This is a genomic window from Streptomyces aureocirculatus, from assembly GCF_000720475.1.
GTDB classification, from domain to species: Bacteria; Actinomycetota; Actinomycetes; order Streptomycetales; family Streptomycetaceae; genus Streptomyces; species Streptomyces aureocirculatus.
The window spans coordinates 86,139-102,284 of the sequence record NZ_JOAP01000003.1 but is presented as its reverse complement, the minus strand read 5'-3'; the positions used below and the strand labels follow the sequence as shown (position 1 = coordinate 102,284).

13 protein-coding genes, 1 tRNA gene and 1 pseudogene are annotated in these 16,146 nt (G+C 72.7%); 4 read left to right on the top strand and 11 right to left on the bottom strand.

Features of this window, described 5'->3' with window-relative positions; genetic code table 11:
* The first annotated feature begins 40 nt into the window (after nucleotides 1-40).
* A complete protein-coding gene (locus tag IG78_RS50480; protein ID WP_003999697.1) occupies nucleotides 41-169 on the top strand; it encodes a DLW-39 family protein in 129 nt (42 codons plus the stop codon).
* Nucleotides 170-429: 260 nt separating this feature from the next.
* Nucleotides 430-1,941, top strand: a complete 1,512-nt coding sequence (locus IG78_RS0103590) for a hypothetical protein (protein ID WP_030559666.1) — start codon at nucleotides 430-432, stop codon at nucleotides 1,939-1,941.
* A 776-nt stretch (nucleotides 1,942-2,717) separates the two neighbouring features.
* Here IG78_RS0103590 and IG78_RS52560 read toward each other — a convergent pair.
* Both IG78_RS52560 and IG78_RS0103580 read right to left on the bottom strand, forming a co-directional pair.
* Nucleotides 2,718-4,004 (bottom strand): annotated as a pseudogene (locus IG78_RS52560) (serine/threonine-protein kinase); the annotation flags it as partial.
* Nucleotides 4,005-4,051: 47 nt separating this feature from the next.
* On the bottom strand, nucleotides 4,052-4,600 hold the full coding sequence (locus IG78_RS0103580) for a helix-turn-helix domain-containing protein (RefSeq protein ID WP_030559663.1): 549 nt from the start codon (nucleotides 4,598-4,600) through the stop codon (nucleotides 4,052-4,054).
* Between the two features lie 187 nt (nucleotides 4,601-4,787).
* Between IG78_RS0103580 and IG78_RS0103575 the strand changes: the two genes are divergently transcribed.
* Nucleotides 4,788-4,860, top strand: a tRNA-Ala gene (locus IG78_RS0103575).
* Nucleotides 4,861-5,189: 329 nt separating this feature from the next.
* Here IG78_RS0103575 and IG78_RS0103570 read toward each other — a convergent pair.
* From IG78_RS0103570 to IG78_RS0103555, 3 genes are all read right to left on the bottom strand, one after another.
* Nucleotides 5,190-5,393, bottom strand: coding sequence for a hypothetical protein (locus IG78_RS0103570; RefSeq protein WP_030559662.1), 204 nt, complete (start codon nucleotides 5,391-5,393; stop codon nucleotides 5,190-5,192).
* 307 nt (nucleotides 5,394-5,700) lie between these two features.
* The gene (locus tag IG78_RS0103565) at nucleotides 5,701-5,985 is read right to left on the bottom strand and encodes a hypothetical protein (protein WP_030559661.1); all 285 of its coding nucleotides are present in this window, start codon (nucleotides 5,983-5,985) and stop codon (nucleotides 5,701-5,703) included.
* A gap of 783 nt (nucleotides 5,986-6,768) precedes the next feature.
* Nucleotides 6,769-7,278, bottom strand: coding sequence for a DUF5949 family protein (locus tag IG78_RS0103555; protein WP_030559659.1), 510 nt, complete (start codon nucleotides 7,276-7,278; stop codon nucleotides 6,769-6,771).
* 272 nt (nucleotides 7,279-7,550) lie between these two features.
* On the opposite strand from IG78_RS0103555, the gene IG78_RS0103550 reads away from it, so the two are divergent.
* Complete coding sequence (locus tag IG78_RS0103550; protein ID WP_199813229.1) at nucleotides 7,551-8,801, top strand: glycoside hydrolase family 26 protein; 1,251 nt, start codon at nucleotides 7,551-7,553, stop codon at nucleotides 8,799-8,801.
* Nucleotides 8,802-8,877: 76 nt separating this feature from the next.
* Here the strand turns inward: IG78_RS0103550 and IG78_RS0103545 are convergent, their stop codons facing one another.
* From IG78_RS0103545 to IG78_RS0103520, 6 genes are all read right to left on the bottom strand, one after another.
* On the bottom strand, nucleotides 8,878-10,002 hold the full coding sequence (locus IG78_RS0103545) for a GNAT family N-acetyltransferase (RefSeq protein ID WP_404827663.1): 1,125 nt from the start codon (nucleotides 10,000-10,002) through the stop codon (nucleotides 8,878-8,880).
* Nucleotides 9,999-10,589, bottom strand: a complete 591-nt coding sequence (locus IG78_RS0103540; protein ID WP_037685073.1) for a YveK family protein — start codon at nucleotides 10,587-10,589, stop codon at nucleotides 9,999-10,001. Before IG78_RS0103540 ends, IG78_RS0103545 begins: the two co-directional genes overlap by 4 nt.
* A gap of 257 nt (nucleotides 10,590-10,846) precedes the next feature.
* Nucleotides 10,847-11,995: a glycosyltransferase gene (locus IG78_RS0103535; RefSeq protein ID WP_030559654.1), complete on the bottom strand. Its 1,149-nt coding sequence runs from the start codon at nucleotides 11,993-11,995 to the stop codon at nucleotides 10,847-10,849.
* On the bottom strand, nucleotides 11,992-12,810 hold the full coding sequence (locus IG78_RS0103530) for a polysaccharide deacetylase family protein (RefSeq protein ID WP_404827662.1): 819 nt from the start codon (nucleotides 12,808-12,810) through the stop codon (nucleotides 11,992-11,994). The genes IG78_RS0103535 and IG78_RS0103530 overlap by 4 nt, the downstream gene beginning before the upstream one ends.
* Nucleotides 12,800-14,719 (bottom strand): lipid II flippase MurJ, encoded by a 1,920-nt coding sequence (locus IG78_RS41675; protein WP_063760695.1) that lies wholly within the window; start codon nucleotides 14,717-14,719, stop codon nucleotides 12,800-12,802. The genes IG78_RS0103530 and IG78_RS41675 overlap by 11 nt, the downstream gene beginning before the upstream one ends.
* Nucleotides 14,716-16,080 carry an O-antigen ligase family protein gene (locus IG78_RS0103520; protein ID WP_430738977.1) on the bottom strand — a complete coding sequence of 455 codons (1,365 nt, stop codon included), beginning with the start codon at nucleotides 16,078-16,080 and terminating at the stop codon, nucleotides 14,716-14,718. The genes IG78_RS41675 and IG78_RS0103520 overlap by 4 nt, the downstream gene beginning before the upstream one ends.
* Nucleotides 16,081-16,146 lie beyond the last annotated feature (66 nt).

The following is a 16,146-nucleotide window of genomic DNA, read 5'->3' as shown; positions in this document are numbered from 1 at the left end:
GCAGAAGTCCCCTACGTCAAAGGAAAGACGAGGTCGCGCGGTGAAGAAGCTTCTCCTGGTCGCACTGGCCGCCATCGGCGGGCTCCTCGTGTACCGCCAGATCCAGGCGGATCGCGCCGAGCAGGATCTGTGGACGGAGGCGACTGACTCCGTGCCCACGGGTTCGTGAGCATCGACAGCAGTCTCGTCACAGGGCCCCGACCGCAAGAGCGGTCGGGGCCCTGTGACGTTCCGGGGCCCTTTTGCCCCGCTTCTTCTCCCGGGTGGCGGGGTTCCTCCGCCGCGTGTAAAAGGGCTGGCGACGCGAGCGCGATTCCCGGCGCGGTGCGGGTGGGCCGCCTTCTCGCCACCTGCCCTTCGTGACGTCACCCGGATAGTTCACTCGCGTTATTTCATTCCTTGCTTGAGCGAATCAGTGGAGGGTGAGCGGTGGGGGGTCGGGGCGCGCGGGCCCAGGCGGTGCGGTTCGCCGGGGCGGTGCTTGGCGGGGTGCTCTGCGCGACAACGTTGCTGGTGGACGGCGCGGTGGCCCGGTCTCAGGGGGCGGCGGCCGTGGCCCGGGCCGAACCGGATCCGTACGCGTTCGCCGACGATGTGAAGAGCGTCGCCGGTGCGACGAGTACGGCGGGGAGCCGGATGCTCGTCCCCGGGGCGACGTACAAGAGCGCCATCGGGCACCCGGGGCCGGGGCCGACGTCTTCGGAGTCCGCCCCTTCGGGGTCCGCCCCTTCGGGGTCCGCCCCTTCGGGGGCTTCGTCGTCAGGGGCGGCTCGGGGGAGCGAGCTCTTCTACCGGCTCGAACTCGGGGCCCGGGACACCGTGTACGTCTCCGTCACCGCGTTGCCCGCGCCGGGCAGCCGCGTCGTCTTCGCCGACGGCATCAAGGTGTCCGTGCAGGACGCCGACGGGTTCGCCTGCGACTACGGCTCCGCGCGGTTCGGTGCGTCGCTCGATCCGCGGCCCCTCACCGCGTCCGCGGTCCGCAGGGCAGGACCGGAGGAGAGGCGGTGCGGGACGGCCGGTACGTACTACGTCGTGGTCGAGCGGACCACCTCCTCCAGGTCGCCGGTGTCGTCGGCGCCCACGGAGAAACCGTCCTCTCCGGAGGACTGGGATCTGGAGCTGTACGTCGCCTCGGAGCCCGCCCTGGCGAAGGCGGGCCCGACGACCCCACCGCAGACCTGGGACTCGGCCCCGCCGGAGCCGCCCGCCGGGGCACCGCTGCCCAGGGAGGGCGGCAGCGGCTTCGCCACCGCCAGGGCTCTGAGCGCGGGCGCGTGGGCCGACCGCGTCCGGGCCGGACAGACGCGCTACTACCGCGTGCCCGTCGGATGGGGCAGGCGCCTCTCCGCCACCCTGGAGATCGGCGGCGGCGCGCGCAGCGGTGACTATGTGACGTCCGCGCTCGTCATGGAGCTGTTCAACCCGGTACGGAGCCGGGTCGAGGACGTCGACTCCGCGTACGACGGCCGTCAGCGGAGGACCTCCTTGCCCGCGCTGCCGCCGGTCGCCCACGAGAACCGCTACGAGGCCCTCAACCGGGTCTCGGGAATGCGGTTCGCCGGGTGGTACTACCTCGCGGTGCACCTCGACCGCGACGTGGGCACCCGGTTCGGCACGGATGCCGTCGGCCTGACGCTGCGGGTGAATGTCGACGGGGCACACCGTTCTGGACCCGCGTACGCGGGAACGCCGCGGCCCGCCGACGCGTTCACCATTACGGAGCGTGACGAATCGGCAGCGCGAAAGGGGGACGGTGGGGATGGTTCCGCCGGGCCCGGGGCGGACGGGGACAGTGCCTCGGGGGCGTCAGGCGGTGAGGGTGGCGGCATGGCCATGAAGGTGCTCGCGGGGGCCGGATTCGGTACGGGGACCGTGCTGCTCGCGGTTCTCGGGGTGTGGCGGGCCGTGGCGCGGCGGCGGGTACGTACGTCGGCCTGAAGGTCCTGATGGAGCGTCAGAGACGTCTCCCTGTACGGGAATCAGATCCGGCTGAGGGCCCAGAAGCCGAGCGCGAAGCAGGCCAGGGCGGCCAGCAGCATCGGCAGAGCCACCTTGGCGGGCGGCCCGGGACGCGCCGTGCGTGCGGCGGCACCGGCGGCGTGGCGCGCCTGACGCCGGGCCGGGGGCTTGGCTTCCGGCAGGGGGCCGGGTGTGGGGCCGCCGCCGACGTGCACGGGCTCGGGCTGCGCGGCGTACGGAGAGACGGCGGCGTAGGCGGGTTCGGCGACCACCGGGGCTGGGGCCGGGCCAGGAGCAGGGACAGAGGCAGCGGCAGAGGCAGGGGGGTGCGTCGGAAGCGGTGTGGGGGGAGTGGGGGGCTGCGCGGGGTGCGGAGGCGGCGCCTGCGGCGGCAGGGCCGGTGGGGGCAGCGGGAAGCTGCCGGACTCCGACATCGCCGGGTGCGGCATCGGCGGGTGCGCGGGGGGCGCCGGAGGGCGTACGGGTACGGCGCTGGGGGTGCTGGGTGCGGTGGGTGCGCCCGGCTGTGCCACCGGGGCCTGTGTCACCTGAGGGCGCGCCATCGGGGCCTGGAACGCCGGGACTTGGGCCACCGGGGCCTGTGACACCGGGGCTTGGCCCATCGGGGCCTGTGACAGCGGGGCTTGGGCCACCGGGTCCTGTGACACCTGGGCTTGGCCCATCGGGTCCTGTGTCACCTGGGCTTGGCCCATCGGGTCCTGTGTCACCTGGGCTTGGCCCATCGGGTCCTGGGCCACGGGGGGCGGTGTGGACGGCTGTGCCGTGAAGGGCTGAGGCGTGGAGGGTTGCGCTGCGCGCGGCTGTGGCGCGTGGGGCTGAGGCGTGGACGGCTGCGGCGTGGAGGACTGTGGCGCGTGGAACTGCGGTGCGTGGGGCTGTGGCGCGAAGGACTGCGGCGTGGACGGCTGCGGCGGGGGCGGTTGAGAACCGGAGGGCCGCGGTGTGTGGGGCCGCGGTGCGTGGGGCTGTGGCGTGAAGGAAGGGGGCGTGGACGGCTGGACCGCGGCGGGGCCTGTGGCGAGGCCCGTCGGCGGAGGCGGAGCTGGGGCGGGGCCCGGCGTGCGGGGTGAGAGCGTGGCGGGGCCCGGTGTGCGGGGTGGGGGCGGAGGTGGCTGCTGTGGTGGTGGCTGGGGGGCGCGTGTGAGGGGGCCGTCGGGGCCGAACCCCGTGGGCAGCGGCGCGAGTTGGTCGAAGATCTCGACGATCTCGTCGTCGGGCCCGGCCTCGGGCAGCATCTCGACGGCGGAGGCGAGCGCCTTGCGCGCCCCCGTGGCGGTACGGAACCGCGTCTGCGGATCGGGCTGAAGGAGCGTGGCGAGAACCTGCCAGAGCGGCTCGGGCACGCCCCGCGGTGCCCCCGGGGTGCCGTGCGCCGCGAAGTGCTCGACGAGGGCCTTGGCGTCCGGCTTGGCACCCTGTAGGAGATACAGCGCGACCAGACCGGCGGCAAAGAGGTCCGCTGTGAAGTCCGGTTCGGCGCCCATCATCTGCTCGGGCGCGAAGTAACCGGGTGTTCCCACCACGTAGTCCGTCTCGGTGAGCCGTGGCTCGCCCTTGCGCATGGAGATGCCGAAGTCCGACACCCGCAGGTGCGGCCGCCCCGTTCCGGTGGCCTCCAGAAGGATGTTGGCGGGCTTGATGTCACGGTGCACGACACCCTCGGCGTGCACCGCCGCGAGACCGGCGAGGAGTTGGTCGAGCAGGGTGCAGGCGAAGCGGGCGGGCAGCGGCCCGTAGTCACCGATGACATGGGCGAGGGAGCCGCCGGTGATCAGGTCCATGGTAAAGAGGACCTGGTCGTCGTCGGCGGCCCAACTGGCGGGAGCAAGCACGTGCGGATGGTCGATCCGCAGTGCCTGCTCCCGAACGAAGCGCAACAGTGTGTGAGCGTTCCGCTGTTGCAGGACCTTGGCGGCCACATAGCGGCGCCGGCGATGGTCCCAGGCACGCCACACGGCGCCCACTCCCCCGCGGCCGACCGGGTCGACGAGTTCGTACCGGCCGGCGAAGACCTCACCCATGGTCGTGCCCCCCTTCCGGGCCGCCCGGCAGCGGCCCGGTCGACGGCTCAGCTCTGGTGCGCCTCGTAGTGGGCGACGGCGTCCGCGGTGCGGCCCGCTCCGTACACCCGAAGGAACTCTGCCAGCTCCGGGTGGGTCGGGGCGAGCGTGTCCGCGGCATCGATGATGTCGCCCGCCGCCGCGACGGAGCGCAGCAGCGACTGGATCTCACGCACCACACGCTTCACCGTGGGTGCGCCCGAACTGGTGGTGGACTGAGCCGTGTTGGTCAGTACGGAACCCCCCTGAGACTTCTTGATCTCGTCCATGCGGTTGGTCGCCTCCGCGGCGCTCACACTGCCGTCCGCGACCTGCCCCGCCAGCTCCTGCAGGAGCTGGACGCGCTGGACGACGGCCGGATTGCCGATCTTGGCGCGCTGACCGCTCATCAACTGCGACAGCATGGGTGCGGAAAGGCCGAGCACCCCGGCGAGCCGGGCCTGGTTCAGGCCCAGATCGTCGATGAGGCGACGGAAGAGTGCCCCCAGCGGTTCCCCGTACCAATTCCGCTGGAGCTCCCGTGCTCTCGCAGTCGATTCTTGTTGAGCTGCGTCCATGTTGCGTCTCCCCATCGCTTCCCCATAGGACCGCAGTTCGCTGCCGCGAACCACGTCGAGCATCTTACGGAGAGTGGTCGCGCACGGGGACCCCCAATCCTTTTTGCGAGATCCGGGGGGAGACCCGGTACTCTGGACTCCGACGCCCGCCGAGGCGCGATTTTTTCGCCCTGGCATCGGCGTTCACGGGGCCTTAGCTCAGTTGGTAGAGCGCTGTCTTTGCATGGCAGATGTCAGGGGTTCGACTCCCCTAGGCTCCACTTGTACGCACCCCTCTGACCTGCGGAAACGCGGTCAGAGGGGTGTTTTTTCGACCAGCCCCGCGGCCCGTGCTCCGGCAGTATCTCCGCGTACCGTCCTGCGAACCGTGCTCGACCGTGACGTCGCGGGCTGCGAGCAGGTCGCCACTCGTGCCGAGGTCCAAGTCGCATACAGTCGCGCACCCGGCTCGTGTCCCTGGCTCCTGTCGGCTGAAGCCTGGAACGTCCCGAGGACCAAGCCTGGAACGTCCCGAGGACCAAGCTGGATCAGTCGGCGGGCCACGGGCACCGCTGTGGCTGTAAGTCATGAGCATGACAACTTGAGGGAATTAGCGCCGGGGCCGCTGCCAAGGCAGCGGCCCCTCGATCGTGAGGACGTCGATGTCCTGGATGGTCGGGCAGATGTCGCGGATGATCTCGATGTTCTGCGAGTAGTGCCCGTGGGCCTCTTCGTCGGCCAGGGCGGGGGTGGTCGCCATGCCGGTGGCGGCGAGCGTCAGCATCGAGCCGGCGAGAATCTTCTTGGTGTTCACGGGGATGTGCCTTCCTTGCGTCCGGTAGCTGCGACGCCGATGAGTAAGCGTCGACAGCTTTCCTAACTGCCTTGCCGTGCCCGGGGTTCCGACGGATAAAACTCATTCACCCTTTTGCAGCAGCGGGTGCCGGTGACGGCAATGCAGATATTTTTTTACAGGGGAATGGGGTGGTACTCGCGGTGCGGCGGATACGCGTCGTCCGGGTTTCCGCACACCTGTGCCCCGAGCGTGCGGTAAACGCCGACTCGGGGCACAATTACCCTCGTGATAAGGGTTTTCAGAAGCGCCGCACGGGTGCTCGGAATTACTGGTCCACGACCTGACCCAGAAGGGGCAGCGCCGGGGCCGCGGAGTCGTCCACGACCTTCGACTTCTGCCGGATCTCGTTGCACTGGAAGGCACGGGCCTCGTCCAGCACCTCGATCGTGAGGACGTCGATGTCCTGGACGGTCGGGCAGATGTCGCGGATGATCTCGATATTCTGCGAGTAGTGCCCGTGCGCCTCTTCGTCAGCCATGGCCGGCGTGACAGCCATACCGGTAGCCGTCAGGGTCAGCATGGAACCGGCAACAAGCTTCTTCACACTCATGGTGTGTACCTTCCTCGCATATGTGGGCGTCTCCCAGTGAGTGCGCCAGCACACCGCATAACGGGGGCGCTTGTCGTTGCGTTTCTGTATGGGCGCAACGATCACCCAATTGCCGCAGCGGTGTGTCTTTACGGTTAAGTCCACGATCGTATTTCTCGGGCGCCGCGAATCCCGGCAACCGGGTGAAAAAGCGTCCGGCACGCAACTTCCGGCTCGACACCACGGTTGGGTCTGGCGACTGCACCCGGGTCGGGTGACACGTCATCCCAGCTAGGAGGGCTCAGTAATAATGAACGCCAAGAAGGTGTTTGCCGGGTCGATGCTGACCTTGGCCGCGACTCCAGGACATCGACGTCCTCACGATCGAGGTGCTGGACGAGGCCCGTGCCTTCCAGTGCAACGAGATCCGGCAGAAGTCGAAGGTCATCGACGACTCCTCCGCCCCCGCGCTGCCGCTGCTGGGCAAGGTTCAGAACTGACCCGTTCCTGAACACCTCGGCTTCCGTACCGCCAGGTGAGGCCTCAACGGTACCCGGCGGCTGCCCCGGAGCGCGGACGATCACCTCCGCCTCCGGGGCGAAGTCTTTTGTGGGGGGCCTACGGCCAAGGCCCCGGTGGCGAAGTGCGGCAGCCCCGGCGAAGTACGGCAGCCCCGGTGACGAAGTACGGCCGGAGCGGCGCGCTCGTGTGGACGGCGCCGCTCCGGCCTTCGGATGCTCAGGGGCGGGTGTCAGGTCCCGCGCGTCAGGTACGCACCCCGGTCACGTCAAGTGCGCGCCTCGGTCAGGTGCGTACCCTGCGCACCGGCAGCAGACAGCGGGCGCTGGTCGGCACCATCTGCTCGTCCGAGACGAACGCGCGCAGCTCGTCGGCGGCGAGCGTCCTTCCCTGCACGGCTTCGGGCCAGGGGCGCAGCGCGCAGATCAGGTGGGCCGTGCCGCCCTCGTGGGCCGCCTGCTGCCACTGCGGGGAAACCGGGCACTGAACCCGCAGGAAGGGCAGGTGGAGCACGGCTTGTCCGGCCTCCACCAGCAGCGAGATCGGGGTCCTGCTACTGCGGGTCAGGTCCGTGGCCCCGCCGCCGATCGTGAGACCGGACTTCTCCAGCTCCGTCCGCAGCGCCTCCGCCCCCGCCTCGGGCCCCTCACGCCCGTCCCCGCGGGAGCACACCAGGAGGAACGGTGTCACGGTGCCGCCCGAGGCGGACGCGGTCTCATTGGCCCAAGGGACGATGATGAGGGTGCCCAGGAGGGAACCCTGCTGCTCTGGCTTCACGGCGGTGGTTGAGGTCATGCGCCCGGATGGTAGTGGCGGTTTCCGGTGCCTTCAGGTGCGTTTCCACCCGTTCGGCCGATACATCGGTGCCGTGATTCACCTGGCGAGGTGTACCGGTACCGGCATGTCCGCTACGGCCCCCCGCCCCGGCGCCGCATCTGCCGCCGCACCGTGGTCGCTCGCCCAAAGGGGGCGAAGCGCTGTCGCGGAGGATTAAGGAATCGATTGGCGCAATAGAAATACATATGACGGAAAGTCAGTAGAGTGCGGCCGGTCCATGAGGAGCAGGCATGACCCCACGACCTCGAAAGCGCGGCAAGCGGACACCGGGCCCGTGTGGCAGGCGGCTGGCTTTTATCGCTGCCGGAATCATCGCGTCGACGGCTGTCGTCGCCGTGCCCCGACACACCGCCGACGCGGTGGGCGTGCCGGAACGGAATCCAATGGCCCCGCCCCCGGTCCCGGCCCCGGCCGAGTCGTCGACCGCGGGTCCGCCCCCGGCCCCCGACTCGCCCGCACCCCCGCCCGTGAAATCCCCGGCCATCGGCGCCTACCTCGACTACGGCCCCCGCGGCATCGACCGCATGGCCGAACTCGGCAAGTGGCTCGGCGGGACCGAGTTGCGGGTCGGGCACACGTATCTGCCGGGCGACCGGTGGAGCAACATCGAGGGCGCGCCGCGCTTCCTGGAGAGCTGGGCGGCTTGGCGCAAGGCCGAGGACGACCGGCTCTTCGTCCTGAACGTGCCGATGCTGGAGCGCAACGAGGAGGGTGTCAGCGACCGGGAGGTGCGCGGACTGCTGCGGCAGGGGGCGGCCGGGGCCTTCGACGAGCACTTCCGCGTGCTGGCGAAGCGCCTCGTCGACCTGGAGGTGCCGGACACGGTGGTGGTGCTCGGCTGGGAGATGAACGGCATCACGTACACCCATCGCTGCGGTCCGGACCCGGAGTCCTGGAAGGCGTACTGGAAACGCATCGTCACGGTGATGCGCTCGGTCCCGGGACAGAAGTTCTCGTTCGACTTCGCGCCGAGCCGGGGGCGGGACGCCATTCCCTGGACGCGGTGCTATCCGGGGGACGACCAGGTCGACATCATCGGCATGGACGCGTACGACCAGCCGCGCGGCATGACCTTCGACGAGCAGGTGAATGAGGAATACGGCCTCCAGCACCACGTCGATTTCGCCAAGGAGCACAAGAAGCCCGTCTCGTATCCCGAATGGGGGCTCTTCCGCAACGGCGACAACGACGTGTACATGCGCCGGATGCTGAAGTGGATGGACGAGCACAAGCCGCTGTACAACACGGTCACGGACTACTGCCCGCACGGCGTGTGGCAGTGCGAGGACAACCCCCGGTCCGCGAAGGTCTACCGGGAGGCGCTCTCGGGTTCCCCGGTGAACCCGACGCCCCGGCCGACCGGACCGGAGCTGGAGGGGGCGCGGCGCTGCTCGCCGCTCGACCTGGGCCGGTGGATCGAGTACTGGATGGGCGGCAAGCTGTGCCTGCGGGTCGACTGGTGGGAGCGGCCGGGCACCTGAGAGCCGGGGGTGGGCGCGGCGGTGGACGTGTCGTGCGCGGCCACCGCCGCCGTCCGTGCCCGGTGCGGCGTACGCGTCACGACGACGGGGCGGCGGCACGCCTGCGCCGTGCCCACTCCCGCGCCGACGCCTCACCCATCGCCGCCGCCAGGAGCGGGGCAGTACGCCCACGGGCCAGCAGGAAGCGCCGGTTGGTGACCTGCTCGGGCCGCCAGCGGTGCTTGTACGGCTCGTCGCCGCGCAGCAGGCTCAGGGTGCGGGGCTGCTCGCCCGCGGTGTGCCGAGTGCACGCGTCGAGCAGCATCGTGGCCACGTCGATCTTGAGTTCGCGCAGGCGCGGGTGCGCGCCGTAGAGATAGCCGCCCGCGAGCCGGGAGGACAGCAGGGTCAGGTCGGCGGCGAGCACCTCACCGTCCAGTTGGAATTCCGTCACCACCGCGTCGCCAGCCGCCACCATGGGCCGCACCGAGCGCAGCAGGTGCTCGCGGAACCGCGGTCGCAGGTGCTCGGACGTCACCTTGCGTCCCCGCCACTGCAGTTCGTGCAGCCGCAGCAGCGTGCCCAGGGACCTCTCCACCTCGTCGGCGGGTACGACACGTCCGCGCACGCCGGCCGCGGCCAGCTTGCGCAACTTGGCGCGGGCGCGCTGCGCGGTCCCCGCGGGCAGCCGCTCCGCGAGTCCGGCCATGGGCAGCGGAGGCAGTTCGAGGCAGACGGAGTCGGCCAGTTCGCGGCGCGGACCCCGCCACCGCTCGTGGACGCTCTCCACACAGGCGCCCGGCCGCACCTCACGGAAGTCGATCAGCGCGGTGCGGGCGAGCCCGCGCAGGCCCGCCGTCAGGGCGTCCGCCGCCCGCTCGCGGCAGTCCGGGGCGAGCAGGACGTCGGCGAAGTCCGAGATGGCGCCGCCCAGCGGGCGCAGCACGGGGACCGGTCCGGGGGCGCGCATCAACGGCGCGGCGGCGACCAGTTCACCGCCGTCACGCACCAGCAGCACCCGCAGTCGCCCCGGCCGCCCGTACGACCGCCACCACGAGGTCAGCCACGCGTGGCTCTGGAACGGCGTCGCCTCCCCGCACACCCGGTACAGCCGCTGCCACGAGCCGGAGAGGGACGCGAACTCGGCCTCGTCCACACAGAGCCCGGTGGTGAGCGGGCCACCGGTGGCGACGGGGAGCGTGCCTTCAGCCATGGTGCTCATGCGCTCCCCCGGATCCCGGCGGACGCGGGGCCCGGCACGGTGGTGCCCGGGCCCGGCCGGGCGGCGGCACGGGGGCGTACCAGCAGGACGAGGCCGCCGAGCAGCCCGCCCGCGCACAGACCGACCAGCGCGCTCACCGGGGTGGAGAGCGAGGAGGGCGCGGTGGGCTCGACGGCGCGTGAGAACGGCAGCAGCTCGACCTTGGTGCTCTTCACGGTGTGGTTGGCGCTGGTGGTCAGCGAGCGGGACACGGCGTTGGCGAGGGTGGCGGCGGTGTCGGGCCGGGTGTCCGAGGCGGAGACAGAGATCATCGGCGCGTCGGGGGAGGTGGCGACCTTGACTCTGTCCCGGAGCTCGGCGGGCGACACTCCGGCGGCGACCTGCGCGTCACCGAGGACGGCGAGCTGCGTGGCGACCTTGCCGTAGGCCTGTGCGAAGCCCAGGGCCGTGGCGGGGTCGCTCTTGGCCCGCGGCACCGCGACGACGTAGCTCGTGGCGGTGTACACCGGTGTCTGACCCAGTCCGTACACACTGCCGGCCAGGGCCCCCAGGAGGGCGCAGGCGGGCAGGACGGTCCAACGCGGCAGTCGGGTGAGGAAGGCGAGAGCGCGGGTGAGGCGGGCGCGCGGGGAGCCGGGGGGCGGGGCCTGGCCCGACGGGGGCCCGGACGTGTCGGTGGCGGGGGCGGGCGGGGCGCCGGCCGCGGTCTGCGCGGAGCAGCCGCAAGGGGCGCTGTCGGAGGAGCCGTCGCGTGCGCTGCCCGGGGGACTGGTGCGAGGACTGGTTCTGGGATTGGTCCGGGGACTGGTGCGAGGAGTGTTTCGAGAAGTGTTCGAAGGGGCGCTCATCGGGTTTTCACCTCCTGGTTCGGGCCGGAGAGCAAGGACGCGTAGACGTCCGTCAGCCGACCGGCGCTGCGGGTGATGTCGTAGTGGCGCACCGCGGTCGCCGCGGGACGGTGCCGTGGGGCGCCGGACCGGCGCAGGCCGTGGAGGGCCCGCGCGAAGGAGTCGGGGTGGCTCGCGCAGTACGAGGAGTTGACGCGCTCCCCCGCGGGCAGCCCCTCGATGGCGGGGCAGGACGAGTACAGGACGGGAAGCCCACAGGCAAGGCCTTCCACGAGCGCGAGCCCGAACGCCTCCTCCGGTGAGGGGGAGGCCAGCACGTCCATGGCCGCGAGCAGGGACGGCAGGTCCGCGGCAGCCTGCTCGGCACCGCCGTCGTCGTGCGCGGTCTCGCCCGCGAACCGCACCCGGTCGGTGAGGCCGAGCCGCCCGGCGAGACGGCGCAGTTCCCGCTCCCGCGGTCCCGCGCCCACCAGGAGGACCCGGACGTCCTCCGGGAGCCGGGCGGCGGCGCGCAGCAGGACGTCGAAGCGCTTGCCCTCGGTGAGACGGCCGACGCCGCCCACGACGAACGCGTCGGCGGGCAGGCCCATCCGGGCGCGCGCGGCGGCGCGGGCGGCCGGGTCGAAGCGGAAGCGGTCCGTGTCGATGCCGTTCGGCACCACCCGGATGCGCTGCCACGGCACGCCCCACCGGTGGAGGCGGGAGCCGACGGCCGGTGATACGGCGACGGTCAGCCTGCCGAGCCGCTCCCCCGCGAGATACAGCGCACGGACCCCCGCGGTCAGCGGTCGTCCCTCCATCTGCGAGTCGCCCAGCGAGTGCTCGGTGGCCACCACCGCGCGCACCCCCGCCAGCCGGGCCGCGAGCCGCCCGTACAGGCAGGCGCGGTAGAGGTGGGTGTGGACGACGTCGTAGCGGCCCGCGCGGATGAGCCGGGTCAGGCGGGGCAGGACGCCGATGTCCCGGTTGCCCGCCATGCCGAGGTCGGTGACACGGGTGCCGTCGGCGGTGATGCCGCGGGCCACGCTGCCCGCGTCGGTCAGCGTCAGGACGTCGCAGGTGACCGGCAGGTGGCGCAGGAGCAGACGCAGTTGCTGCTCGGCCCCGCCCATGCCGAGCCCCGTGATGACGTGCAGGATCCTCACGCGGTCACCGCCGCGGGGCGCAGGGTGCGACCGCGCGGGCCGCCGGTGGCCTGCTTCAGGCGCAGCCGCCAGGCCGTGTCGTTCTGGCCGATGTGGATGCGGGGGAGCGCGAAGGGTCCGGCGGACGGGCCGGTCAGCGGCCCGGGGTCGATGGCGCAGGCGTAGGAGTACCCGGCCGTGCGCACGGCGGCCAGCACGCGCCGGTCCACCAGGCCGTACGGGTAGCAGAAGCCGTGTACGCCCCGTCCCGTCAGCTCCGCGAGGGCGGCCCGGCTGCCGGCGACCTCACGGTGCAGGGTGCGGTCGTCGGCCCGGGTCAGGTCGATGTGGGTGAGGCCGTGCGCGGCGATCTCCATGCCGTGTCCGGCGGCGCGGCGGACGCCGTCGGCGTCGAGGAGGGCCTTGCGGGGGCCGAGCGGGTCCCAGGCGTTGTCGCCGCCGAGCCTGCCGGGCAGGACGAAGACGGTGGCGGTGCAGTCGTGCCGGTGCAGCAGGGGCAGGGCGTGGTCGAGGAAGTCGCGGTACCCGTCGTCGAAGGTGAGCCCCACCAGGCCGCGCCCGCGCCCCTGCCGGCAGGCTGCCAGAAGCTGCTCCATCGAGACCCCTCGCAGGCCCCGGCGGCGCAGCCAGGCCAGTTGGGCGTCCAGGCGCGCGGGGGAGACGGTGATTCTGTACGGGTCGTCGGCGGGGTCGGCCACGGAGTGGTACATGGCGACCCAGGGGGCGCGGGACGCGGGCGCGGTGGCGTGGCGGGCGTGGTGCCCGTGGTCCTCGGGGCGCCGGTGGTCACCGGTCGGCGTGAGGTCAACGGTCATGGCGTCGCTTTCGTGTGTCGGGGCGAAGGGCACGGGCGCGTACGACGGCGGCGCGCAGCGCGGCGGCCCCGTACCCGCGCGGTGCGGGACCGGAGCCGCGCAGCCGGGTCCCGAAGAAGCGCAGGGCCGACCCGCAGGGGCCCGCCCCCAGGGCCCGGCCGACGAGCAGGAACGAGGTCGCCACCACCAGGCCACCGACCAGGACGGCGAGTGCGGGCGGCCGGACCGGGTGGGCGCACGCGGCGCCCAGTGCCGCGGACGCGGCGGCGGTGAGGACAAGCCGGGCGAGCTGTCCGGTGACGGCGCGTGTGCGCAGGGGTACGCCGCGCGGCCCCGGCGCGAGCAGCAGGAGCAGCGCGGTGACGCAGATGCCGGTCGCGTTGGCGCCCGCGATCCCGTACACGCCCCAGGCGCCCACGCTCAGGAAGCCGAGGCCGGCCGTGGTGACGATGCCGACGCCCATCGCGGCCAGCGGCGCCCAGGTGGTCCTGCCGACGGAGAAGTGCGCGCGGGCGAGGGCGCCCACAAGGGTGTGGCCGAGCAGGCCCAGCGCGTACACCCGCATCACGCCCGCCGTGGCGGCGGTGTCCGCGCCGGTGAACGCGCCGTGCTGGAAGAGCAACTGCACCAGGGCGGGGGCGCACGCGACGATCGCGGCGGCGCCGGACAGCACCACGCACCCGGCGAGCACCAGGTCCCGTTCGACGCGGTCGCGCGCCCGGTCCGTGTCGCCCTCGGCCAGCGCCCGCGCGACCACCGGGAAGGTGACGGTGCACAGCATCAGCGACAGGACCATCGGCATCTGCGCGACCTTCTGCGCGTAGTTCAGGTGCGAGATCGCCCCGGCGGGCAGCGAGGACGCGAGGAAGCGCTCGATCAGGACCTGCGACTGGCGGCACAGCGCGAACAGCAGCACCGTCCAGATGACGGCGGTCTCCAGGCGCACGGCGGTCGCCTTCTCCGTCCGTGGCGCGGTTACGGCCCGGCGGCGCAACTGCCGCCACAGTGAGGGGGCCTGTACGGCGACCATGAACGCCCCGCCGAGGGCGACGCCCACCGCCGCCGCGCGCACGCCGAAGGGCGCGGCGAGCAGGAACAGGGCGGCGATGATGGCGGTGTTGTAGACGACGTACACGGACGCGGGGGCCACGAAGCGCCGGTGGGCGCGGAGCGCCGCGCTGCAGTAGCCCGCGAGGCCGAAGGTCAGGGTGCAGGTGGCGGTCAGCCGGGTGCAGTCCACGGCGAGCCCGGGGTCCGGGAGGCCCGGCGCGAGCAGCGCGACCAGGAGCGGGGCGGTGGCGGCGAGGGCGAGGCCGGCGGCCACGAAGCACAGGGCCATCCGCGGCAGCGAGGCGGCGACCAGGGCGCGTACCGGATCCGGGTCCGGGGACGCGGCACGGCGCGCCAGGGCGAGGCTGAACGCGGGCACCAGGAAGAAGGCGAGCCCGTCCTCGATGAGCAGCGTCGCCGCCATCTCCGGCACGGTCCACGCCACCAGGAAGGCGTCGGTGTCTCTCCCGGCCCCGAAGAAGTGGGCGAGCGCCTGGTCGCGCACGAGCCCGAGGAGCGACCCGGCGACGGTCAGCGCTGCGGTCACGACGGCGGCCCTGGCGAGGAAGGCGTTGCCGGGGTCGGCGCCGGGGTCGGGGTCGGTGCTGGGACCGGTGCTGTGTTCGGTTCCCGGGCCGGGCGCGGTTCCTGGGCCGGATGCGGTTCCCGGGCCGGATGCGGGGCCGTTTCCGGGGGCGGTGTCGAGGCGGGTGAGGAGGGCGGCGGTGTGGATGTCACCGCGGGTGGCGCTCGTGCCGGGGGCGGCGTCGGTGCCCTGTGCGACCTTCCTGCCGTGTGCGGCATCCGCTCCGGCGGTCGGTTCCCGCGGTGCGGCGGCGGGTGACGGAGACGTCGTCATCGTGCCCCCGGTGCTGCCTGCGGTACGCCCGCCTCATGCGGTACGCCCGCCTCGTGCGGTACGCCCGCCTCGTGGGCCGCCCCTTCGGCCGCCCGGGGCCGCAGCCCCCACCAGCCGCACGCCCCGAGGGCGACCGCCGTCAGCACCGTGGAAGGCCCGCCGATGTCGGCGTACATGAAGTCGGCCAACTGCCAGACCAGCAGCCCGCAGGCGAGAAGCGCGCAGTCCAGCTCCCCCCGGCCCGCCGGACGGCCCGGTCCGCCCGTGCCGCTGACCGGACTGCCCCGCCGGTCCCGTACCCGCGCCCACCGGCGCACCGCGCACACCAGCAGCGCCAGCCAGCCGCCCGCGAGGGTGAGCAGACCGAGGAGGCCCTGTTCGCTGAGGACGAGAAGGTACATGTTGTGCGGGGACAGCAGCGGTTGGCGCCGGAACCCGCTGCCGGCGCCCGCGGTGTCGCTGCCGGAGGACAGCGCGAGGGAGGCGTGGCCGTCGCGGTGCTCGGGGAAGCCCTTGAGGCCCACGCCCGTCACCGGGTGGTCCCGCCACATGTCGACGGAGGCGGCCCACATCGCGTACCTGTCGGTGACGGACTGGTCGGGGGCGTCCGTGACCTGGGTGATGCTGCTGAGCCGGTCCTGGAGCAGTTGGGAGCCCAGGCCCAGCCCGGCCACCAGGACCACGGCGGCCGCCGTCGCCGCGAGCGCCGCCCGCAGCGCGTGCCGGGCCCCCGCGAGCAGCAGCACCACGCCGCAGGCCACCGCCGTGGCGATCCACGCGCCCCGGCTGAAGGACACCGCGAGCGGCACGGTCAGCAGGCCCGCGCAGGTCAGCGCGGCGGCCCGCTGCCGGGGCGCGTGCGGGCGGAAGGCGAGGGCCAGGGCGGCGACAAGTCCGTACGACACCACCGTCGCCATCCCCATGACGTCCGTGGGACCGAAGGTGCCCACGGCCCGGATGTCCGCGCCCATGTACGAGGCCCCGGTCCCGGTGAGGTTCTGGTGCACGCCGATGGCGCCCTGGACGAGCGCGAGTCCGACGAACGCCCAGGCGAGCACCCGGAACTGGCGTGCGTCGCGGATCAGGAGCAGGACGGCCGCCGGCACCAGGACGAAGACCTGGAGGTAGCGCGCGGTCCCGGTGAGCGCGGTGGCCGCCGACGAGGAGGCGCACGCGGCCGCGGTGATGCCGACGACGGGGAGGCCGAGGACGACGGCGGCGGTCCGGGACAGGGGGCGGCGCGCGCCGCGGACGGCGTTCAGGACGGCGCAGCCGACGACCACGGCGGAGAACGCGTCGGCCGGTGTGCCCCCGGGGCCCGCGCCGCCGTCGGTAGGGACGGGCAGCGCGAGCAGCGCCACCAGGAGAACGACGGGCAGGACCGTCAGGACGGTTCGGATGGCCCGGAGGGGCTGAGCGGAAGAAAC

What these genes read in the sequence shown, in the direction of transcription:
- IG78_RS0103565 (WP_030559661.1), bottom strand. Translation starts at nt 5,985, where the DNA reads ATGAGTGTGAAGAAGCTTGTTGCCGGTTCCATGCTGACCCTGACGGCT.
- IG78_RS0103550 (WP_199813229.1), top strand. Translation starts at nt 7,551, where the DNA reads ATGACCCCACGACCTCGAAAGCGCGGCAAGCGGACACCGGGCCCGTGT.
- IG78_RS0103580 (WP_030559663.1), bottom strand. Translation starts at nt 4,600, where the DNA reads ATGGACGCAGCTCAACAAGAATCGACTGCGAGAGCACGGGAGCTCCAG.
- IG78_RS0103530 (WP_404827662.1), bottom strand. Translation starts at nt 12,810, where the DNA reads ATGACCGTTGACCTCACGCCGACCGGTGACCACCGGCGCCCCGAGGAC.
- IG78_RS0103545 (WP_404827663.1), bottom strand. Translation starts at nt 10,002, where the DNA reads ATGAGCACCATGGCTGAAGGCACGCTCCCCGTCGCCACCGGTGGCCCG.
- IG78_RS0103555 (WP_030559659.1), bottom strand. Translation starts at nt 7,278, where the DNA reads ATGACCTCAACCACCGCCGTGAAGCCAGAGCAGCAGGGTTCCCTCCTG.
- IG78_RS41675 (WP_063760695.1), bottom strand. Translation starts at nt 14,719, where the DNA reads ATGACGACGTCTCCGTCACCCGCCGCCGCACCGCGGGAACCGACCGCC.